Annotated in this window: 17 protein-coding genes; 13 read left to right on the top strand and 4 right to left on the bottom strand. The window is 67.4% G+C overall.

Annotation, left to right across the window (positions count from 1 at the left end; translation table 11 throughout):
- Positions 1–126: 126 nt before the first annotated feature.
- Positions 127–1,809, top strand: a complete 1,683-nt coding sequence (locus ACWDTI_RS24550) for an alpha-keto acid decarboxylase family protein (protein ID WP_449740743.1) — start codon at positions 127–129, stop codon at positions 1,807–1,809.
- A 223-nt stretch (positions 1,810–2,032) separates the two neighbouring features.
- Here ACWDTI_RS24550 and ACWDTI_RS24545 read toward each other — a convergent pair whose 3' ends face one another.
- From ACWDTI_RS24545 to ACWDTI_RS24535, 3 genes are all read right to left on the bottom strand, one after another.
- Positions 2,033–5,248 carry a helicase HerA domain-containing protein gene (locus ACWDTI_RS24545; RefSeq protein ID WP_449740742.1) on the bottom strand — a complete coding sequence of 1,072 codons (3,216 nt, stop codon included), beginning with the start codon at positions 5,246–5,248 and terminating at the stop codon, positions 2,033–2,035.
- Positions 5,248–5,901, bottom strand: coding sequence for a MarR family transcriptional regulator (locus ACWDTI_RS24540; RefSeq protein WP_449740741.1), 654 nt, complete (start codon positions 5,899–5,901; stop codon positions 5,248–5,250). The genes ACWDTI_RS24545 and ACWDTI_RS24540 overlap by 1 nt, the downstream gene beginning before the upstream one ends.
- A gap of 189 nt (positions 5,902–6,090) precedes the next feature.
- Positions 6,091–6,855 (bottom strand): DUF2127 domain-containing protein, encoded by a 765-nt coding sequence (locus tag ACWDTI_RS24535; RefSeq protein WP_449740740.1) that lies wholly within the window; start codon positions 6,853–6,855, stop codon positions 6,091–6,093.
- 45 nt (positions 6,856–6,900) lie between these two features.
- Here ACWDTI_RS24535 and ACWDTI_RS24530 point away from each other — a divergent pair, with 45 nt between their 5' ends.
- The 12 genes from ACWDTI_RS24530 to ACWDTI_RS24475 all read left to right on the top strand — a co-directional run bounded on the left by ACWDTI_RS24530 (position 6,901) and on the right by ACWDTI_RS24475 (position 17,000).
- Positions 6,901–7,554 (top strand): hypothetical protein, encoded by a 654-nt coding sequence (locus ACWDTI_RS24530; RefSeq protein WP_449740760.1) that lies wholly within the window; start codon positions 6,901–6,903, stop codon positions 7,552–7,554.
- Between the two features lie 376 nt (positions 7,555–7,930).
- Positions 7,931–8,329: a 30S ribosomal protein S8 gene (gene rpsH / locus ACWDTI_RS24525; RefSeq protein WP_449740739.1), complete on the top strand. Its 399-nt coding sequence runs from the start codon at positions 7,931–7,933 to the stop codon at positions 8,327–8,329.
- Between the two features lie 16 nt (positions 8,330–8,345).
- Entirely contained in the window at positions 8,346–8,882 is a 537-nt protein-coding gene (gene rplF, locus ACWDTI_RS24520; protein WP_449740738.1) for a 50S ribosomal protein L6, read from the top strand.
- Between the two features lie 3 nt (positions 8,883–8,885).
- Positions 8,886–9,290, top strand: coding sequence for a 50S ribosomal protein L18 (gene rplR / locus ACWDTI_RS24515; protein ID WP_449740737.1), 405 nt, complete (start codon positions 8,886–8,888; stop codon positions 9,288–9,290).
- Between the two features lie 46 nt (positions 9,291–9,336).
- Positions 9,337–9,981: a 30S ribosomal protein S5 gene (rpsE, locus tag ACWDTI_RS24510; protein ID WP_449740736.1), complete on the top strand. Its 645-nt coding sequence runs from the start codon at positions 9,337–9,339 to the stop codon at positions 9,979–9,981.
- Between the two features lie 5 nt (positions 9,982–9,986).
- A complete protein-coding gene (gene rpmD / locus ACWDTI_RS24505; RefSeq protein ID WP_449740735.1) occupies positions 9,987–10,166 on the top strand; it encodes a 50S ribosomal protein L30 in 180 nt (59 codons plus the stop codon).
- A 3-nt stretch (positions 10,167–10,169) separates the two neighbouring features.
- A complete protein-coding gene (rplO, locus tag ACWDTI_RS24500; RefSeq protein WP_449740734.1) occupies positions 10,170–10,610 on the top strand; it encodes a 50S ribosomal protein L15 in 441 nt (146 codons plus the stop codon).
- Positions 10,611–10,853: 243 nt separating this feature from the next.
- Positions 10,854–12,176 carry a preprotein translocase subunit SecY gene (secY, locus tag ACWDTI_RS24495; protein ID WP_449740733.1) on the top strand — a complete coding sequence of 441 codons (1,323 nt, stop codon included), beginning with the start codon at positions 10,854–10,856 and terminating at the stop codon, positions 12,174–12,176.
- The gene (locus tag ACWDTI_RS24490; protein WP_449740732.1) at positions 12,173–12,727 is read left to right on the top strand and encodes an adenylate kinase; all 555 of its coding nucleotides are present in this window, start codon (positions 12,173–12,175) and stop codon (positions 12,725–12,727) included. The genes secY and ACWDTI_RS24490 overlap by 4 nt, the downstream gene beginning before the upstream one ends.
- Before the next feature lie 28 nt (positions 12,728–12,755).
- Positions 12,756–13,550: a type I methionyl aminopeptidase gene (map, locus tag ACWDTI_RS24485; RefSeq protein WP_449740731.1), complete on the top strand. Its 795-nt coding sequence runs from the start codon at positions 12,756–12,758 to the stop codon at positions 13,548–13,550.
- A 19-nt stretch (positions 13,551–13,569) separates the two neighbouring features.
- Positions 13,570–14,850, top strand: a complete 1,281-nt coding sequence (locus ACWDTI_RS24480) for an alpha/beta hydrolase (RefSeq protein WP_449740730.1) — start codon at positions 13,570–13,572, stop codon at positions 14,848–14,850.
- On the top strand, positions 14,847–17,000 hold the full coding sequence (locus tag ACWDTI_RS24475) for a bifunctional lysylphosphatidylglycerol flippase/synthetase MprF (RefSeq protein WP_449740729.1): 2,154 nt from the start codon (positions 14,847–14,849) through the stop codon (positions 16,998–17,000). The genes ACWDTI_RS24480 and ACWDTI_RS24475 overlap by 4 nt, the downstream gene beginning before the upstream one ends.
- Here ACWDTI_RS24475 and fdhD read toward each other — a convergent pair.
- Positions 16,961–17,947, bottom strand: coding sequence for a formate dehydrogenase accessory sulfurtransferase FdhD (gene fdhD, locus ACWDTI_RS24470; RefSeq protein WP_449740728.1), 987 nt, complete (start codon positions 17,945–17,947; stop codon positions 16,961–16,963). The two genes, ACWDTI_RS24475 and fdhD, sit on opposite strands and share 40 nt — an antisense overlap.
- Positions 17,948–17,954 lie beyond the last annotated feature (7 nt).

Raw genomic sequence — 17,954 nt, 5'->3', positions numbered from 1 at the left:
ATGCGCGACTCCACCCCTGCACCCACCGGATGGCGGATGGGGTGATGCCCTCGATCGCGGAAAACTCGAGTCATCGCAGACACAGCGCGACCAACCGGGTCGCCGGCGACGCAGGAAGGCACCACCATGGACACACGCACATCCGCAGAGAATCGCTACACCGTCGCCGACTATCTCCTCGACCGGCTCGTCGAGCTCGATGTCGGCACCGTCTTCGGCGTGCCCGGCGATTTCACCCTGGGTTTCCTCGACCATGTCGACGCGCACCCAGACCTCGAGTGGGTGGGCACCACCAACGAACTCGACGCAGGGTATGCCGCCGATGGATACGCCCGGATGCGGGGATTCGGCGTCGTCTGCACCACCTTCGGCGTCGGCGAACTCAGTGCGATCAACGCCATTGCCGGTGCCTATGCCGAGCATGTGCCGGTGCTGCACCTCGTCGGATCGCCCACCGAACGCGTCCAGGTCGCCGGACGACCGACCCACCACACGCTCGGCGACGGCGATTTCGACCACACGATCCGGATGGCCGCCGAGGTCACGGTGGCCCAGTCGATGCTCACCGCCGGTACCGCGACCGTGGAGATCGATCGCGTGCTCGCCATGATGATCGCGCGGAGCCAGCCCGGCTATCTGTCGCTGCCGGCCGATGTGGCCGAGGCGCCCTGTAGCCCGCCCGACGGGCCGCTGGCCGTGCAGACGGTGCGAACCGATCCCATGGTCCTGCGCCGGTTCGCCGGTGCGGCCCGTCGCCTCCTGGCCGGACGCTCCCCGGTGGTGCTGGCCGACATCTTCGTGCACCGGGCCGGCGCGCAGGAGGACCTCGACCGGCTGATCAAGGTCGGCGGCCTGAGGTACGCGTCGCTGCTCTGGGGTCGTCGGGTCGTCGACGAGTCGGGCCCGGGCTACCTCGGTGTCTATCTCGGTGCGGCCGGGAGTGACGACGTCCGGGCGGCCGTCGAGCAGGCGCCGGTGCTGGTCACCGTCGGCGTCTACTTCACGGACCTGATCTCCGGTCAGTTCAGCCAGCACCTCGATGCGAACGTGCGCATCGACATCCAGCCGCACACCGCGGTGGTCGGCGGAGAAGTCTTCACGCACATCGAGATGCGCGACGCGCTTGCCGCACTTGCCGATCTCGTACCGAACGGCGATCTCGTCGGACCATTCGTCCCGACACGGACGGCCCCCGCGATCGTCGACAACGACGGTCCCCTCACCCAGGAGGCGCTGTGGGGAAGCGTTGCGGCGTCGCTGACCTCGTCCGACACCGTGCTCGCCGATCAGGGCACGAGCTACTACGGGATGGCCGCTCACCGGCTGCCGCACGGCGCGGTCTTCATCGGCCAACCGCTGTGGGCGTCGATCGGGTACACGCTGCCCGCCATGCTCGGTGCCGCGCTCGCCGCACCACAACGACGCCCGGTCCTGCTCATCGGCGACGGAGCCGCCCAGATGACGGCCGCCGAACTCGGCACGATCATTCGACTCGGCATCCCGGCGGTGATCGTCGTGGTGAACAACAGCGGCTACACGGTCGAGCGCGCCATCCACGGTCCCGACAAGTCGTACAACGACATTGCTCCGTGGCGGTGGACCTTGCTGCCCTATGCGCTCGGCGGCACCGGGGCCACCGTGCGGGCCCACCGCGCGGCGACGGGCGCCGAACTCGCCGGCGCTCTGGCCGAGACGGTCACCCATCCCGACGCCCTGGTGATCATCGAGGCCCTCACCGCGGAGCAGGATGTGCCACCGGTCCTGGAGTCGGTGGCAAAGGCTGCGGCGCGGGCGAACTCGGCAGCCTAGCGCGTCATGAGCCCCTCGGAGGTGGGTCGGGACTCACCTCCGAGAGCTCCCTGCGGTGCGAGGCGCCGGCCGAGCCGGAAAAGGATCCCCGGCCGGGGTCAGTCGTGACGCTCACCTGGTGGACGGCCGGCGCTCGTCAGTTCACCGATCCAGTTCACCGGGTCGGAGAGTTCCCGCCCGCGATCGCGACGACCTCGCCCTCGGTCGGCGGGGGCTGTTCAGTTCACCGATTCAGTTTCGCCGGGTGCAGGGAGTTCCCGCCCGCGATCGCGACGACCTCGTCCTCGGTCGGCGGGCTCTTGGGGTGATACGACAGACAGAGCGGACTCTGCATCTTCGCGAAGGTGCCACCGTCGAGCGCCGCGTAGAAGACGCCGGTCGGCAGCCGACCGATGTCGGGGACCGAACTGCCCTTGGACCTCGCGATGTCGGTTGCCGCCGCGATCTGCGCCGGACTGTGCAACAACCCGTAGAACTGCGACGCCGCGTTGCCGGGGATCTTGTTGTCGAGCCCCTTCGGCGCCTGCGTGGCGAAGATCAGGCCGAGCCCGTACTTGCGCGCCTGCGAGGCGAGGGCGAGTGTGCTCTGGGTGCAGGCGGTGGTGCGGCCGGCCGGGGCGAAGTTCTGCGCCTCGTCAATGACGAACAGGCCACCGAGCGGACGGTCGCCGGCCGGATGGCGTTTGATCCACGCGAACAGCGCCATCTGCAGCTCGTTGACGAAGTTGTTCCGTTTGTCCTCGCTGCCCAACGCGGCGAGATTGATGACCGAGACCCGTGCACGGAACCCGGGCGACGGAGTCAGCAGTGCTCCCGGATCGGCCGGGGTGCCGTCGCCGCCGAACAGCGGGTCGTTGGCCTGGGCGGCCTTGAGGTTCTCGGCGATCTCCCGGGCGAACCTGCGTGCGTTCGTCAGGTCGCTGACACCGTCGGGCAGATCGGACAACAGGTCGATGAACTCGCCGATCGAGGTGCCGGCGCTCCGGCCGAAGTGCCGCAGCGCGTCGAGCAGCACTGCGCGTGACTGCACCGACTTCGCGGTCTTGCCTTCCACCATGGCGCGCGGGGCCAGACCGGCCGCCGCTGATTCGACTGCGGCGGTGAACTCGTCGGGGTCACCCGCGACCCCGACGAAGTCGGGGAGAGGTGGGAAGCTCAGGGGCCGCCCGTTGCTGCGACCCGGCGTGTAGACGACGACCTCGGTTTCGGCCAGGTAGGTGACCGCCTTGCGTTCGTCGCTGTCCGGCCAGTCCCGTGCACCCGACGGCCACGAAGTTCCGAGTCGCGCCAGGTCATTGTTCACGTCCAGCACGATCGACGAAACACCTTGTAACGCACACTCTTCGACGATTCGACGGATCAACACCGTCTTGCCGGAGCCGGATCCGGCAAAGATCGCGACGTGTTTGCGCAGCGCCTCGAGGCCGACGGTCACCGGCCGCTGCGAACCGGATGCCGTGCCGAGCGGGATCGATGTGGCGACCGGCGTCCGCGACGCGCCGAACATGACATCGGTCGCGGTCTTGCTCAGTCCGGGAACCGCGAAGCGGTCGCCGGCGCGAGCAGATCCGTTGGCGGGGTCGCGAGCGGTTCCAGTGGCGGGGTGAGCGTGCGGAGCGGGTGACAACGGTGGGGGCGCCGGTGGCGCGGTGAGCGCGGGTTCGAGGATGTCCTTGATGAAACCGACTCGGGCGGCAGGATTTCGGCGGGCGGTCCACTCGCTGAGGAACTCCGACCGCTCTGCACGCAGCCGGTCGAGCGCGGTCAGCACCCGGATGTCCGCATCGGTCCAGGCGACGACCTGACCGCCCCGCTCCTTCAGCTCGGTGACCATGTCCTGGGTTTTCGCGCCCGACGGCCACGGATCGCGGCGCAGGATGATCAGCGACCGGGAGGCGCTCCCGAGCGACAACCCGGCCGCCGTCGTCGCGTTCTTGAGCCGCGCCTGCACCGATCGCGCGTGCGTGGCAGATATGGCCCGGAAACTCCACGACTGCTCGGTGTCGGTGTCGGGATTCAGGATTCGTGTGACCCGGCCGTGCAGAACCGCTTTCGGGCTGGGCTTGGGGTCCTGGGCGACGGCGGCACCGGCGTCGCCGAGCGCCTCGATCCACGACGCGAAGCCGGCAGCCAGCAGCGGCGGCACCACGCGGTCCTCGTCCCCGGGCGTCAGTGCGGCCGCCGGATCCGCGGCGGCCGTCAGCTCGGCGAAACGTCGATCGAGTTGTGCCAGTTCGGGTTTCTCGCCACTGATCGGCTTCGGTTCGGCCTGTTGGTTGCCGGTCAACGATGTCATCTCGGTGAACACGTCGGACCGCAGGCATCCACCGATGTGGCGATCCACCGTCCGCATCAGTTCGCGCGGCGTGAAGTCGACCGCGGCGTCCAGCGCGTCGTCGGTAACCGGCCAGGTCGGGTACGGCGGTGTGAACCCGGCCTCGGCGAAGCACGGCGCGAAACGCTTGGCCAGCAAGGCCCGGCCGAAGTCGGCGGATGGCGGCCGTTCCAGTCGCGGGGGCTGGCGGAACCGGTCCATCGCCGACGCCATGACATTGGCTTCCAGGTATTCCCACGCCGCGGTGATGGACGACACCACCGCGGCCGTGCGGCTCATCGTCTCGCGGATCGACATCAGTCCGTGCGCGACCTTCTCGACCGAGTTCTCGTCGTGGCGGTTCTCCGACTTCGCCGCCTCGATCAGGGTGTCGATCTGGTCGACGGCGAGCACCGTCGCGTTGTCGAAAGCGATGATGCGAGAGATGTTCTCGACGATCTCCTGATATCCCAGACGCGCATTGCGGATACCCCAGGCGGCCAGCTCCTCGCCGTCGTCGACGTCGAGATGCAGGAAGGCCTCGCCGAGGTCCTTGGTCGCGAAATCGTCCGCTTCGGTCAGCACCAGCGCTCGCAGGATGTGCTGCGATCGACGGCGATGTCGGGAGTGTCTCGTGTACACCGCGGTCACGTAGCGGTCGAGAATCTCCGGCGTCACCGACACCTCGCCGGTGACGGCGGTCAGGTCGTCGGAGCCGACACCGGTTGCGCGGCCGAGCCGGTCGAGCAGCTGGGCGAGTTGGGATCGGTGTGTCGGCGTCGGGCGGCTGAGATCCTCGAGCATCGCGACGAGCACCGAACGCCAGAAGTCCTCGCCGTCGAGGAGCTTGACCAGAAAGAAGTAACCACCTCCGGCCTGCACGCGTTCGCGGACCTGACCCAGCAGATGCGTCTTCCCCGCCCCGGCCGGGCCGCGAACCGCGACGCCCAGCGGGCTGGCGGCCGCGCTCCGTTGCGCGTCGCGGAAGGCGCGAAGGATGTCGTCGACGGTGGACTCGTGCAGTCCGGGGACATGCAGGGGCGCCTGCGCACCCCACACATCATCGGGAGTGGCGGCCCAATCCAGCCGGATCGACTCCAGCGCTTGGCGTGTGCGGTCGTCCATCACCGTTCCTCGATTGCGAACAGATGGCATTCCTGAGTACCCACCACCACGGCCGCCGCACGTTCGGCATCATCGAGCAGCGCGCGGTCCTCCTGCGGGATCAGGCTCACGCCGGGGGTGCGTTGCAGCGCCACCAGCGACTCGTCGAGCGTTGCAGGGTCGACGTCGTCGAGCGTGCTGCGCAGTGCGCCGACGGGGACCCACGCGCCTGGCCGGCTTGCCAGTTCGGCGTAGGCGGCACGGATACGGGCGGCGATGTCGGCGACTGCGGCGCCGTCGGCGGCTTGCTGCTCACGCGGCGCCGCGGGGGGCCGGAACACCTCGTACAGGCGCAGGTCCTCGGTGTCGAGGTAGCGGCCGATACCGGCCATGATCGAGTAGAGCGCACGGATCGGCGGCTGCGCGCCTTTCGGTGCATCTGCGGTCAGTTCTTCTGTGCACCAGGCCCATCCGCTGTCGGTCAGGGCGTGCACGTAGCTGTTGCGCGGGCCTCTGGTCGACTCGAGGAGACCGAGGTCGTTCAGTGTTTCGCGGCTGTTCTTTGTGAGCTCGGGGGCGAGCCGTTTCAGTTCCGGGTTGGGCACCTCGCGGGCCTGTGACATCAGGACGAACAGCACCGCGCTCTGCGACGCGGTGAGCGACACGTGTTCCACCGTCACAGGCTCCTCGGAGGGATGGGTAGCGGGTGCCGCGGTGAACCGGGTGCATCAGGTGACACGGGTGCATCGCGATCGCCGGTCGTGACCGTCGGCGGTGGGGGAACAGCGTTCATCGGTGAGGAATATATCGGTAGTCACCGACAGCGGCTCGCCGGCGCGGGCCCGAGCCGAACCCACAATCGGTCAACCTGCCGATTCCGCCACCGCCGCCCGTTCTACCGTCAGCAGACTCTCCGCGTGATGTTCGGCGTGGTATGCCGCGCCGCCACCACGAATGCCGAAGAGTCGTTTGCTCCAGATGAGCCACGCCACCGCCGCGACATTGACGGCCAGGAGTGCCAGGCGCACCACGGTGACCCGCTCGGTCAGCTCGTAGATCTCGATCGGCAGGAACACGCTCGTCACGATCACCGCGAAGTACTCACCCCAGCGCTTCATGAACCACAGTCCCGTCGCTTCGACGAATTGACTTGCCGCGTAGGCGATCACCGCGATACCGATCAACAAGATGGTCGTCGACGACAGGGTGAACGACCGCTCGATCCACTGCACCATCTTGGAATCGTCGATGTTCCAGCCGATCTGGTCGGCCAGCGGTCGCAGCAGCGGCATCTCCGCGTCGAACTTGTCCTGCAGGGACTGCTGTGACGAGCGCAGTCCGATGATGACGATGCCGGCGGCCAACAGGAGCAGGCCGCGGATGAAGCGCTCGGCGGCGAGCAGCCGCATGATGACGAGATCGCGGAGCAGCCGGCCGCGGGGCACCTCGGGCGCATGATCGGCGGGACCCGAGCGGCGTGGGGCGCCGGGCACGAACGTCCCGCAGCGCAGGCACCGCCACGAGTCGCCCGCCGGCGTCGACACGTGCAACCGGTCGGCCAGCTCCGACTCGTCGGGCTCGTAGGTTTCGTGACCGCGCAGCCCGCACGACAGCAGTTCGGCATCCACGACCGAAGGGTAGACCGTACGGTCGGCACTGTGGGACACAAAGTGATGGCGGCGATCTGGGGTGGCGGCGTCCCGACGACCTTGCTCGACGGCGGCCTCGCCGACACTCTCCGCGCGGTCGGCGCCACCCGGGTTCAGGTGAACGTCAGCGACGACGCCGTCGCGGGTGCCATGCGCATCAGCGAACTCGACCCGCCCGTCGACGCCGTCGTGAGCCTGTGGTCGCCGGAGCCGGAAGCGGCGCTGGACGTCCTGGCGGATCGGTTGCCGAGGGTCGCCGTCTGGTCGGTCACCGAACGTGCCCCGCTCGATCCCGCGTTACCCGCGGACCGCGCTCGCATCGATGCCCTGTCCAATATCGCGTTCCTGCGACGTCCGGCCGACCTCGACCGCGACGCGTGGCTGCACATCTGGCTCGACGAGCACACGCAGGTCGCCATCGACACCCAGGCGACGTTCGGCTACTACCAGAACGTCGTCGACGAACCGCTGACCCCGGGTGCGCCGCATGTGGACGCGATCGTCGAGGAACTGTTCCCGATGGCGGCCGTCTCGGATGTGCACGCCTTCTACGGGAGTGGGGGAGACCGGGCCGAGCTGGAGCGCCGGATGAGGGCGATGTTGGCGAGCGTGGCGAGGTTCGGGGCGGACCGGAACCTGGATGTCGTGCCGACGTCGCGGTATGACTTCAGGCTCTGACGCGGTCTCGATACGCCTCCGCCTCGCTGCGCTCGGTGGTGGCTACTCGACCAGCGGGGACGGCGGTGGCTCGAACCAGCGGCGAGGGCGGTGGCTCGGACCAGCGGGGAGGGCGTGGCCGAGACCGGCGGGAGCGATTTGGGTCTGGCCAGCGAATTCTCTACACTTGAACGGTTGCCTGGGCTCATCCGGCTGCTCGTCGGTCGTCCGGGGACATAAGTGAATAGTCTCCCGTGCCGGTGAAAAGCCAAGGGCACGGGCGGCGAGAACCTTACACAACTATCCACTTCGTGGAAGGCCCACCGCAGGTCACGGGGTATTTCCCCGCCGATGTGCGCTGCATGGGAACCACTACGAGAAAGGTTGACGGTCAACCATGACCATGACTGACCCGATCGCAGACTTCTTGACACGTCTGCGTAACGCCAACTCGGCGTTCCATGACGAGGTGACTCTGCCCTCGTCGAAGATCAAGGTGAACATCGCCGAGATCCTCAAGCGTGAGGGCTACATCACCGAGTACCGCGTCGAGGACGCGGAGGTCGGCAAGAACCTCATCGTCACCCTCAAGTACGGCCCGAGCCGTGAGCGCAGCATCGCTGGTCTGCGCCGCGTGTCGAAGCCGGGTCTGCGGGTGTACGCGAAGTCCACCAACCTGCCCAAGGTGCTCGGCGGCCTCGGCGTGGCCATCATCTCCACGTCCTCGGGTCTCCTCACGGACCGCCAGGCAGCCAACCAGGGCGTGGGCGGCGAAGTCCTCGCTTACGTCTGGTAAGGGGAGGAAACAGAACATGTCGCGTATCGGAAAAAACCCGATCGAGATCCCTTCGGGCGTGACCGTCTCCATCGACGGCCAGGACATCACCGTCAAGGGACCCAAGGGTGAGCTCAAGCACACCGTCACCGAGCCCATCGCGGTCGCCCAGGAAGACAACAGCATCGTTGTCACCCGACCCAACGACGAGCGTCGCAGCCGCGCCCTGCACGGCCTGAACCGTTCGCTGGTCAGCAACCTCGTCGAGGGTGTGACCAAGGGCTACACCACCAAGATGGAAATCTTCGGTGTCGGCTACCGCGTCGCAGCGAAGGGCAAGGACCTGGAGTTCGCCCTCGGTTACAGCCATCCCGTGCCGATCGAGGCCCCCGAAGGAATCACCTTCGCCGTGGAGTCCCCGACCAAGTTCTCGGTCTCGGGTATCGACAAGCAGCAAGTCGGCCAGATCTCGGCGAACATCCGCCGCCTGCGTCGTCCGGACCCCTACAAGGGCAAGGGCATTCGCTACGAGGGTGAGCAGATCCGTCGCAAGGTCGGAAAGACGGGTAAGTAAGCCATGAGTGATACAGCAACCAAGAAGGTCCGTAAGCCGATCGGCAAGGACGTCTCGACGCGTCGTCGCACCGCGACCGTCAACCGCCACTTCCGCCTGCGCAAGAAGGTCAGTGGCACCCCGGAGCGTCCGCGTCTCGCGGTCAAGCGCTCCAGCCGCCACATCCACGTGCAGCTCATCGACGACCTGGCCGGCAAGACGCTGGCCGCCGCGTCGTCGATCGAGGCCGATGTGCGCGCCGCCGGTGGCGACAAGTCGGCGCAGGCCGCCAAGGTCGGCGAACTGATCGCCGCCCGCGCCAAGGCTGCCGGCGTCGAGACCGTCGTGTTCGACCGTGGTGGCAAGGACTACCACGGACGTATCGCCGCGCTCGCCGACGCCGCCCGCGAGGGAGGCCTGCAGTTCTGATGATGACCATCTACACCAGCACCAACATGACCGGAGGGAACCTCTGATGCCCGGACGTCAGCGTGACGGCGGAAACGGACCCGCCGGAAACGACAACAACAGCAATGCAGGCGGCAACGACCGCCGCGGCGGCCGCGGCCGTCGCGACGACCGTGGTGGCCGCGACCGCGACCAGGAGCGCAACCAGCTCGAGCGCGTCGTCGCCATCAACCGCGTCTCCAAGGTGGTCAAGGGTGGACGTCGGTTCTCCTTCACCGCTCTCGTGGTGGTCGGCGACGGCCAGGGCATGGTCGGCGTCGGCTACGGCAAGGCCAAGGAAGTTCCCGCGGCGATCCAGAAGGGCGTCGAAGAGGCTCGCAAGAACTTCTTCCGCGTTCCGCTGATCGGCGGCACCGTGACCCACCCGGTTCAGGGTGAGGCCGCCGCCGGTGTCGTGATGCTCCGCCCGGCCAGCCCCGGTACCGGTGTCATCGCCGGTGGCGCGGTGCGTGCCGTGCTGGAGTGTGCGGGCGTCCATGACGTCCTCGCCAAGAGCCTCGGCAGCGACAACGCGATCAACGTGGTGCATGCCACCGTTGCCGCGCTGAAGATGCTGCAGCGTCCGGAAGAGGTCGCCGCACGTCGTGGTCTGCCGATCGAAGATGTCGCACCCGCGGGCATGTTGCGTGCCCGCGCCGGCCAGGGAGTCTGATCGACATGGCAGAACTCAAGATCACCCAGATCAAGGGCACCATCGGTACCAAGCAGAACCAGCGGGACAGCCTGCGGACCCTCGGTCTGCGCGGCATCCGCAAGTCGGTCACCCGTGAGGACAACGCGGTCAACCGCGGCCTCATCAATGTGGTCCGGCACCTCGTGACAGTCGAAGAGGTTTAAGCAATGACCATCAAGCTCCATCACCTTCGCCCCGCTCCGGGCGCGAAGACCGACAAGACCCGCGTGGGTCGCGGTGAGGGCTCCAAGGGTAAGACCGCCGGTCGCGGCACCAAGGGCACCAAGGCACGTAAGAACGTGCCGGCCGCCTTCGAGGGTGGCCAGATGCCGATCCACATGCGGTTGCCGAAGCTCAAGGGCTTCACCAACCCGAACCGGGTCGAGTATCAGGTCGTCAACGTCGGCGACATCGCCAAGCTGTTCCCGCAGGGCGGCACCATCGGCGTCGACGAACTCGTCGCCGCGGGCGCGGTCCGTAAGAACAAGCTGGTGAAGGTCCTCGGCGACGGCGACCTGGGTGTCGCGGTCAACGTCACCGCCAACAAGTTCACGGCTGCGGCCAAGGACAAGATCGCCGCTGCCGGTGGCAGCGTCACCGAACTGTAGATCCATCAGTGTTTGCTCGTCGGCCGGGCAGATAGCAATTCGTCGCTGTCTGCTCGGCCGTCGCGCGCATGGGCTCCGGACAAAGCGGGCGATGCCTGCGGTCCGCGCGCACTGCGCTGACGAGCACCGATGGCGCGACTGTTAGAGTTTGCAGCGTTGTCTTCAAGACGCTTTGATCAACGTCGATTGCCGAGCACGTCGGGGACGGGAGTCCGTGCGCGTGGTCGTTCCTAGGAGGAGTTAGTGTTTTCCCCGCTCGTCGCGGCCTTCAGGACGCCCGATCTGAGGAAGAAGATCCTCTTCGTCATCGGCATCATCATCCTGTACCGCCTGGGCGCGACCATCCCGTCGCCCGGTGTCGACTACAAGGCCGTGCACGCCTGCATCGATGAGGTCTCGCATGGCAGCTCGGCCAACATCTACTCGCTGATCAGCATGTTCTCCGGCGGCGCACTGTTGCAGCTGTCGGTGTTCGCGATCGGCATCATGCCCTACATCACCGCGAGCATCATCGTGCAGCTGCTGACCGTGGTCATCCCGCGGTTCGAGCAGTTGCGCAAGGAGGGTCAGGCCGGCCAGGCCAAGATGACGCAGTACACGCGTTACCTGACGGTGGCGTTGGCACTGCTGCAGTCGACCGGCATCGTGGCACTGGCCAACCAGGGCAACCTGCTGCGGGACTGTTCGACCGGCGACCAGATCCTGTCCGACAAATCGATCTTCGGTCTGTCGGTGATCGTGCTGGTCATGACGGCCGGCGCCTGCGTGGTCATGTGGTTCGGTGAGCTCATCACCGAGCGCGGCATCGGCAACGGTATGTCGCTGCTGATCTTCGCCGGTATCGCCGCCCGCATCCCGTCCGAGGGCAAGATGATCCTCGACACCCGCGGTGGCCTGGTCTTCGGCCTCGTGTGTGTCGCGGCACTGCTGATCGTCGCCGGCGTGGTGTTCATCGAGCAGGGCCAGCGCCGCATCCCGGTGCAGTACGCCAAGCGCATGGTCGGCCGCAAGATGTACGGCGGATCGTCGACCTATCTCCCGTTGAAGGTGAACCAGGCCGGCGTCATCCCGGTGATCTTCGCCTCATCTCTGCTCTATCTGCCGCAGCTGATCCTGCAGTTGACGCAGGGCAGCGGCGAGCAATCAGGGTGGCAGCTGTGGATCAGTCAGAACCTGACCGACCCGTCGAGCCCGGTGTACATCTCGGTGTACTTCCTGATGATCATCTTCTTCACCTACTTCTACGTCGCCATCACCTTCAATCCGGAGGAGCGCGCCGACGACATGAAGAAGTACGGCGGCTTCATCCCGGGCATCCGTCCGGGCCAGCCGACGGCCGACTACCTCGGCTACGTGTTGAGCCGCATCACCCTGCCCGGTTCGATCTACCTGGGTATCATCGCGGTACTGCCAAACCTGTTCCTCGAGATCGGTAACAGCGGTGGTGTGCAGAACTTGCCATTTGGGGGCACGGCCGTGTTGATCATGGTCGGCGTGGGTCTGGACACGATGAAGCAAGTCAACAGTCAATTGATGCAACGCAAGTACGAAGGATTCCTGAAGTGAGACTCGTTCTTCTCGGCCCCCCCGGCGCTGGCAAAGGTACCCAGGCAGAACTGCTGTCGGAGGCCATCGGCATTCCGCACATCTCCACCGGCGACCTGTTCCGCGCCAACATCTCGCAGGGCACCGCCATCGGCATCGAGGCCAAGCGCTATCTCGACGCCGGTGACCTGGTCCCGCCGGAGATCACCATCGACATGGTGCGTGCCCGCGTCAGCGAGCCCGACGCGGTGAAGGGCTTCATCCTCGACGGGTTCCCCCGCTCCGTCGAGCAGGCCGACGCCCTCAAGGAGATCCTCGCCGGTCTCGACGCCCCGCTCGACGCGGTGCTCTCGTTCGTCGTCGACACCGACGTCGTGGTCGAGCGCATGCTCGCCCGCGGTCGCGCCGACGACAACGAAGACGTCATCCGCAACCGCATGGCGGTCTACACCAGCGAAACGGCACCGCTGCTCGAGTACTACGGCGATGCGGTGAAGACCGTCGACGCCGTCGGCGACGTCCAGGACGTGCACCAGCGCGTGCTGAGCGCACTCGGCGCCGGCGTCGCCTGACGCCACCGAGAGATCATCGGTAGCGGTCATGGCCTTTCGAAAACCCAAACCGGTTCCGTTCCGGAGCGCCGGTGAACTCGACGCCATGGCCGCGGCCGGTGCCATCGTCGGCGCCGCCCTCCTCGCGGTCCGCGATGCCGCCAAACCCGGGGTGAGCACCCTGGACCTCGACGAGGTTGCCGAATCGGTGATCCGCGAGGCCGGTGCCGTCCCGTCGTTCAAGGGCTATCACGGCTTCCCCGGCTCCATCTGCTCGTCGGTCAACGACGTCGTGGTGCACGGGATCCCGTCGGCCGACGTGGTCCTCGCCGACGGCGACCTCGTGTCCATCGACTGCGGTGCGATCCTCGACGGCTGGCACGGCGACTCGGCATGGACCTTCGGCGTCGGCGAGCTGTCCGACGCCGACGCCGACCTGTCCGAGGCCACCCGGCTCTCCATGGAGGCCGGCATCGCGGCGATGATCGACGGCGCCCGCCTCACCGACGTCTCCCACGCCATCGAACTCGGAACCCGCGCGGCCGAACAGAAGTTCGGCCGCGACTTCGGCATCGTCGACGGCTACGGCGGACACGGCATCGGTCGCGAGATGCACATGGAACCGTTCCTCCCGAACGAGGGCAAACCCAACCGTGGCCCACGCCTGGTGATCGGGTCGACGCTGGCGATCGAACCGATGCTGACGCTCGGCACCACCCAGACCGGTGTCCTCGACGATGACTGGACCGTGGTCACCGACGACGGCTCGCGGGCCGCCCACTGGGAACACACCGTCGCGGTGACCGCTGACGGGCCACGCGTCCTCACCCCTCGGCCGTCCTGAGGCCGGTAATGTCGGTCCGATGGAGCTGTCCATCGTCGACGGCTGGTTCCCGATCGCGCTGACGATCCTCGGTCTGCTCGCTTTCGGCTGGTTGGTCTTCTACCCACGTCCGCGGTATCTGTTCCTCGTCGTGCCGGTGTCCGTGGTCCTCGCCGTGTTCGGCACCCTGGCCGCCCGTTATGTCATCGAGGATGTGTGGCGGCCGTTCCCGGAACCGATCGAGAACGTCGTCTACGTCGCGGGCGGATTCATCCTGCTCGCCATCCTGCTGACGATCGCGCGTTTCATCGTCGGGCGCGGTGCGCTGCAGAAGGTGGTGACGGTTCTCGCCGGTGTCGTCGCCGTGACGCTCGGTGCCGCACAGATCAACATCTCATTCGCCGCCTATCCGACGGTCGCGGCACTCCTCGGCGACGAGGGTGGTGGCACGATCACGCTCGAGCAACTCGGTGACGCGAATCTGCATGTCGTGCCCATCGACCGATGGCATGCGCCGGCCGGCATGCCCGCCGACGGCAGCATCCTGACCGCACCGATCCCCGGCACCGTCTCGGGATTCGCGGCGCGCCCGGCCAAGATCTACCTGCCGCCGGCCGCGCTGACGTCGCCGGCACCGCGGCTGCCGGTACTCGTGCTGATGGCTGGACAGCCCGGTTCCCCGGAGGACTGGCTGCTCGGCGGACAGCTGGTCACCACCATGGACGACTTCGCCCGCAAACACCACGGGATGACACCGATCGTCGTCGTCGCCGACGCCACCGGAACCGAACTCGCCAACCCACTCTGCGTCGACTCCCACCTCGGTAACGTCGCCACCTACCTGACCAAGGACGTCCCCGCCTGGGTACATCAGAACCTGACCGTTGCCGATACCGCGCGGACGAAGTGGGCGGCCGCGGGCCTGTCCTACGGCGGCACTTGTTCGCTGCAGCTCGCCACCAACCACCCCAAGCTCTATCCGACGTTCCTGGACATCTCCGGGCAGCTCGAACCGACACTCGGTTCGCGGCAACGGACCATCGACATCGCGTTCGGTGGGGATGCCGCCGCATTCCGCGCAGTCAACCCGATGGACCTCATGGCGAGCCGGCAGTATCCCGACTCCGCGGGAGCCTTCGTCGTCGGATCGAGCGACACGGAGTACCGGGCGGGCGTGCGCGCCACCTACGAGGCGGCGAAACGTGCTGGGATGGACGTGCATTACACCGAGGTGCCGGGCGGCCACACCTTCGCGGTGTGGTCGGCCGGACTGCGTAAGGAACTGCCCTGGCTGGCCGAGCGATTGGGAATACCGGAATGAGCGCATCGACCGCTGACGCCGAGGACTCCGCCGAGAGCCCGGTGCAGGCTGCTCTCACGCGCGCGCGTGCCGCGCTTTCGACACTGCTGCGACTCCCGTTCACCGTCGGCCTGTGGCTGCTGGTCCTGGTGCTCGGTCTCGTCACCGGGTCGCTGTGGAGCCACTCGACCCAGAAGTCGTGGTACGTGGACGTCGCGTTCGGTCTGCCCGCGCTGCAGGAGGGGAAGTGGTGGACGATCGTCACGTCGACGGTGTTCGAGCCCAGCCCGGGCAAGTACCTCGTCGCGCTGATCCTGATCCCCATCGGCATCGGATGGGCGGAAACGCGACTGGGCACCGCCCGGGTCGCAACGGTGGCGATCGCCGGGAAGATCGGTGCCGAACTGCTCGCCGTTCTGTTCGTCTGGGTCTTCTCCGGTGGTCTGTTCTCCTGGGACTGGGCCGACCGGATGGCCCAGTCTCGCGGGACGGGCGTGCTCACGATGGTGGTCGCGGCGGTCGCGGTCGCGTCGGCGACCCTGCGCTCACCGTGGCGCCTACGCGTCAGGGCGCTGCTGAGCGCCGTCGTCGCGATCGTGTTCCTGTTCGAGGGCACGTTCGGCACGATTCAGTACGTCCTCGCGACGGTGATCTTGATACCGGTCGGCGAGACCTGGTTCAGCACCACCGAACGCGGATACCTGCCGCGCACCCGACGCGAGGTCCGGATGCTGGCGTCCGTCGGCGTCCTGGTGATCGCGGCGACCGACCTGCTCGTCTTCTTCTTTCCCAGCAGCGGTCCGCTGGGGCCCAGCGACAGCGAGGGCGAGTCGGCGACCGGTCTGCTCGTCGCCGTCGTCATCAACGTGTTGATCGCCAACGCGCTTCGGCACGGACGACGGTGGGCGTGGTGGGTGGCGGTCGTCCTCGGCGTCCTCAACGTCGGCATCACCGTCCTGGGCCTCGCCCTGATCTGGTTCACCGACTTCGACACCCAGGGCAACGTTACCGTCGGCACCACACTGTTGTGGGCGGTGCTCCTGGCGATCGTCATCCCCGGGCGCTTCGCCTTCCGGGTGCGCTGGCGCGTCAAGCAGTCCGGAGACCCGGGCAGCGACCCGGTCGCCCAGGTCAAGGACCTGCTCCACACCCACGGTGGCGGCACCATGTCCTGGATGATCACCTGGCCGGGCAACCGCTACCTGTTCACCGACGGCGGTCGCGGGGTGGTCGCCTACCAGAAGCACATGGGGACGCTGCTCGCGCTCGCCGACCCGGTCTGCGCGCCCGACGATCTGCGGGACGCCGTGCGCACCTTCGTCGACGCCGCCGAGCAGAGCGGGCGGACACCGTGCTGGTTCTCCGTCGGAGCCGAGACCGCCCACCTGGCCGAGCAATTGGGGTGGCGCAGCCTGCAGATCGCCGAGGACACCATCGTGGATCTGCCCGAGCTGGAGTTCAAGGGCAAACCGTGGCAGAACGTCCGGTCGGCGATCAACAAGTCCACGAAGGAGGGCATCACCTTCCGGCTGGTGACACTCGCCGACGAATCGTTCGCCATCCGCTCGCAGGTGCGCGCCATCTCCGAGGAATGGGTGGGGGACAAGGGGTTACCCGAGATGGGCTTCACTCTCGGCACCGTCGACGAGGCGATGGACCCGGAGGTTCGTGTCGCACTCGCCCTCGACGGGGGCGGCAGCGTGCACGGCGTGCTGTCGTGGCTGCCGGTGTATGACCCGACGCCCGACGACGCCCCGAACTCCGCACCCGTCGTCCGTGGTTGGACACTCGACGTGATGCGCAGGCGCACAGACGGATTCGGGCCGGTCATCGAGTATCTGATCGCGTCATCCGCGCTCGCCTTCAAAGAGGAAGGCGCACAGTTCATCTCGCTGTCCGGGGCGCCGCTGGCGCACGGGGACGACAACGTCGACCTCGAACGCATGGACCGCCTGCTCGACAGCCTCGGTGCCGCGATGGAACCGTTCTACGGCTTCCGCTCGCTGCACCACTTCAAGAAGAAGTTCAACCCCCGGTACGAGCCGGTCTACCTGTCGTTCCGTGACGAAAGTGATCTTCCCCGAATCGGATTGGCGATCTCACGGGCATACCTGCCGGACGCGTCGCCCTCTCAGCTGGTGCGGCTCGCGGCGTCCGGCAAGGGGGAGTGAGCCGCCTCGGTGACCCGCTCGGAATGGCTGTAGATCACCATCGAATCGCCCCGCGAGAAGCCGACGAGCGTGATGCCGCGCGCATCGGCGAGATCCGCCGCCAACGACGACGGCGCCGACACGGCCGCCAGCATCGGGATGCCGGCCATCGCCGCCTTCTGCACCAGCTCGAAGCTGGCCCGGCCGGACACCTGGAGAATGGTGTGCCGCAACGGAAGCCGATCGGCCAGCACCGCCCAGCCGATCACCTTGTCCACCGCGTTGTGCCGGCCGACGTCCTCGCGCAGCACCAGCAGCTCACCGGAGTCGCCGTCGAAGATCCCGGCCGCATGCAGTCCACCCGTCTTCGCGAAGACCGCCTGCCCGTCACGCAACCGGTCGGGGAGGGCGAGTACCTCGTCGACGTCGACCGACATGTCGTCGGCGGCCGGGTCGAACGCCGAGCGTGTGACGACGGTGTCGATGCTCGACTTGCCACACACGCCACAGGCGCTCGTGGTGGTGAAGTTGCGCGCGAGTTCGGGGTTCGGGGGCGCCACGTGCGGCGCGAGCGCGACGTCGAGCACGTTGTACGTGTTCGCGCCATCCTCGTCGACAACATCCATTGGGCCCGCTCGCTTCGCTCCCGGCGCCCCGCCATCGATTGGGCCCGCTCGCTTCGCTCCCGGCGCCCCGCCATCGATTGGGCCCGCTCGCTTCGCTCCCGGCGCCCCGCCGCAATACCGGGCCACATCGATGTCCGCCGCCCCGGTGATCACCCCCTCGGACACCAGGAAGCCGGCGGCGAGCTCCACGTCACTGCCGGGGGTGCGCATGGTGACGGCCAGCCGCGCCCCGTTCACCCGGATCTCCAGCGGCTCCTCGACCGCCAGCACATCGGCACGGGTCGACGCCTCGGCACCCCGGCGTACCCGGGTCACCTTGCGTCGCGCGGTGATACGTCCCACGTGCCCA

The sequence above is a fragment of the Gordonia sp. NPDC003424 genome, from assembly GCF_053588655.1.
This window is presented reverse-complemented; position numbering and strand designations above follow the sequence as displayed.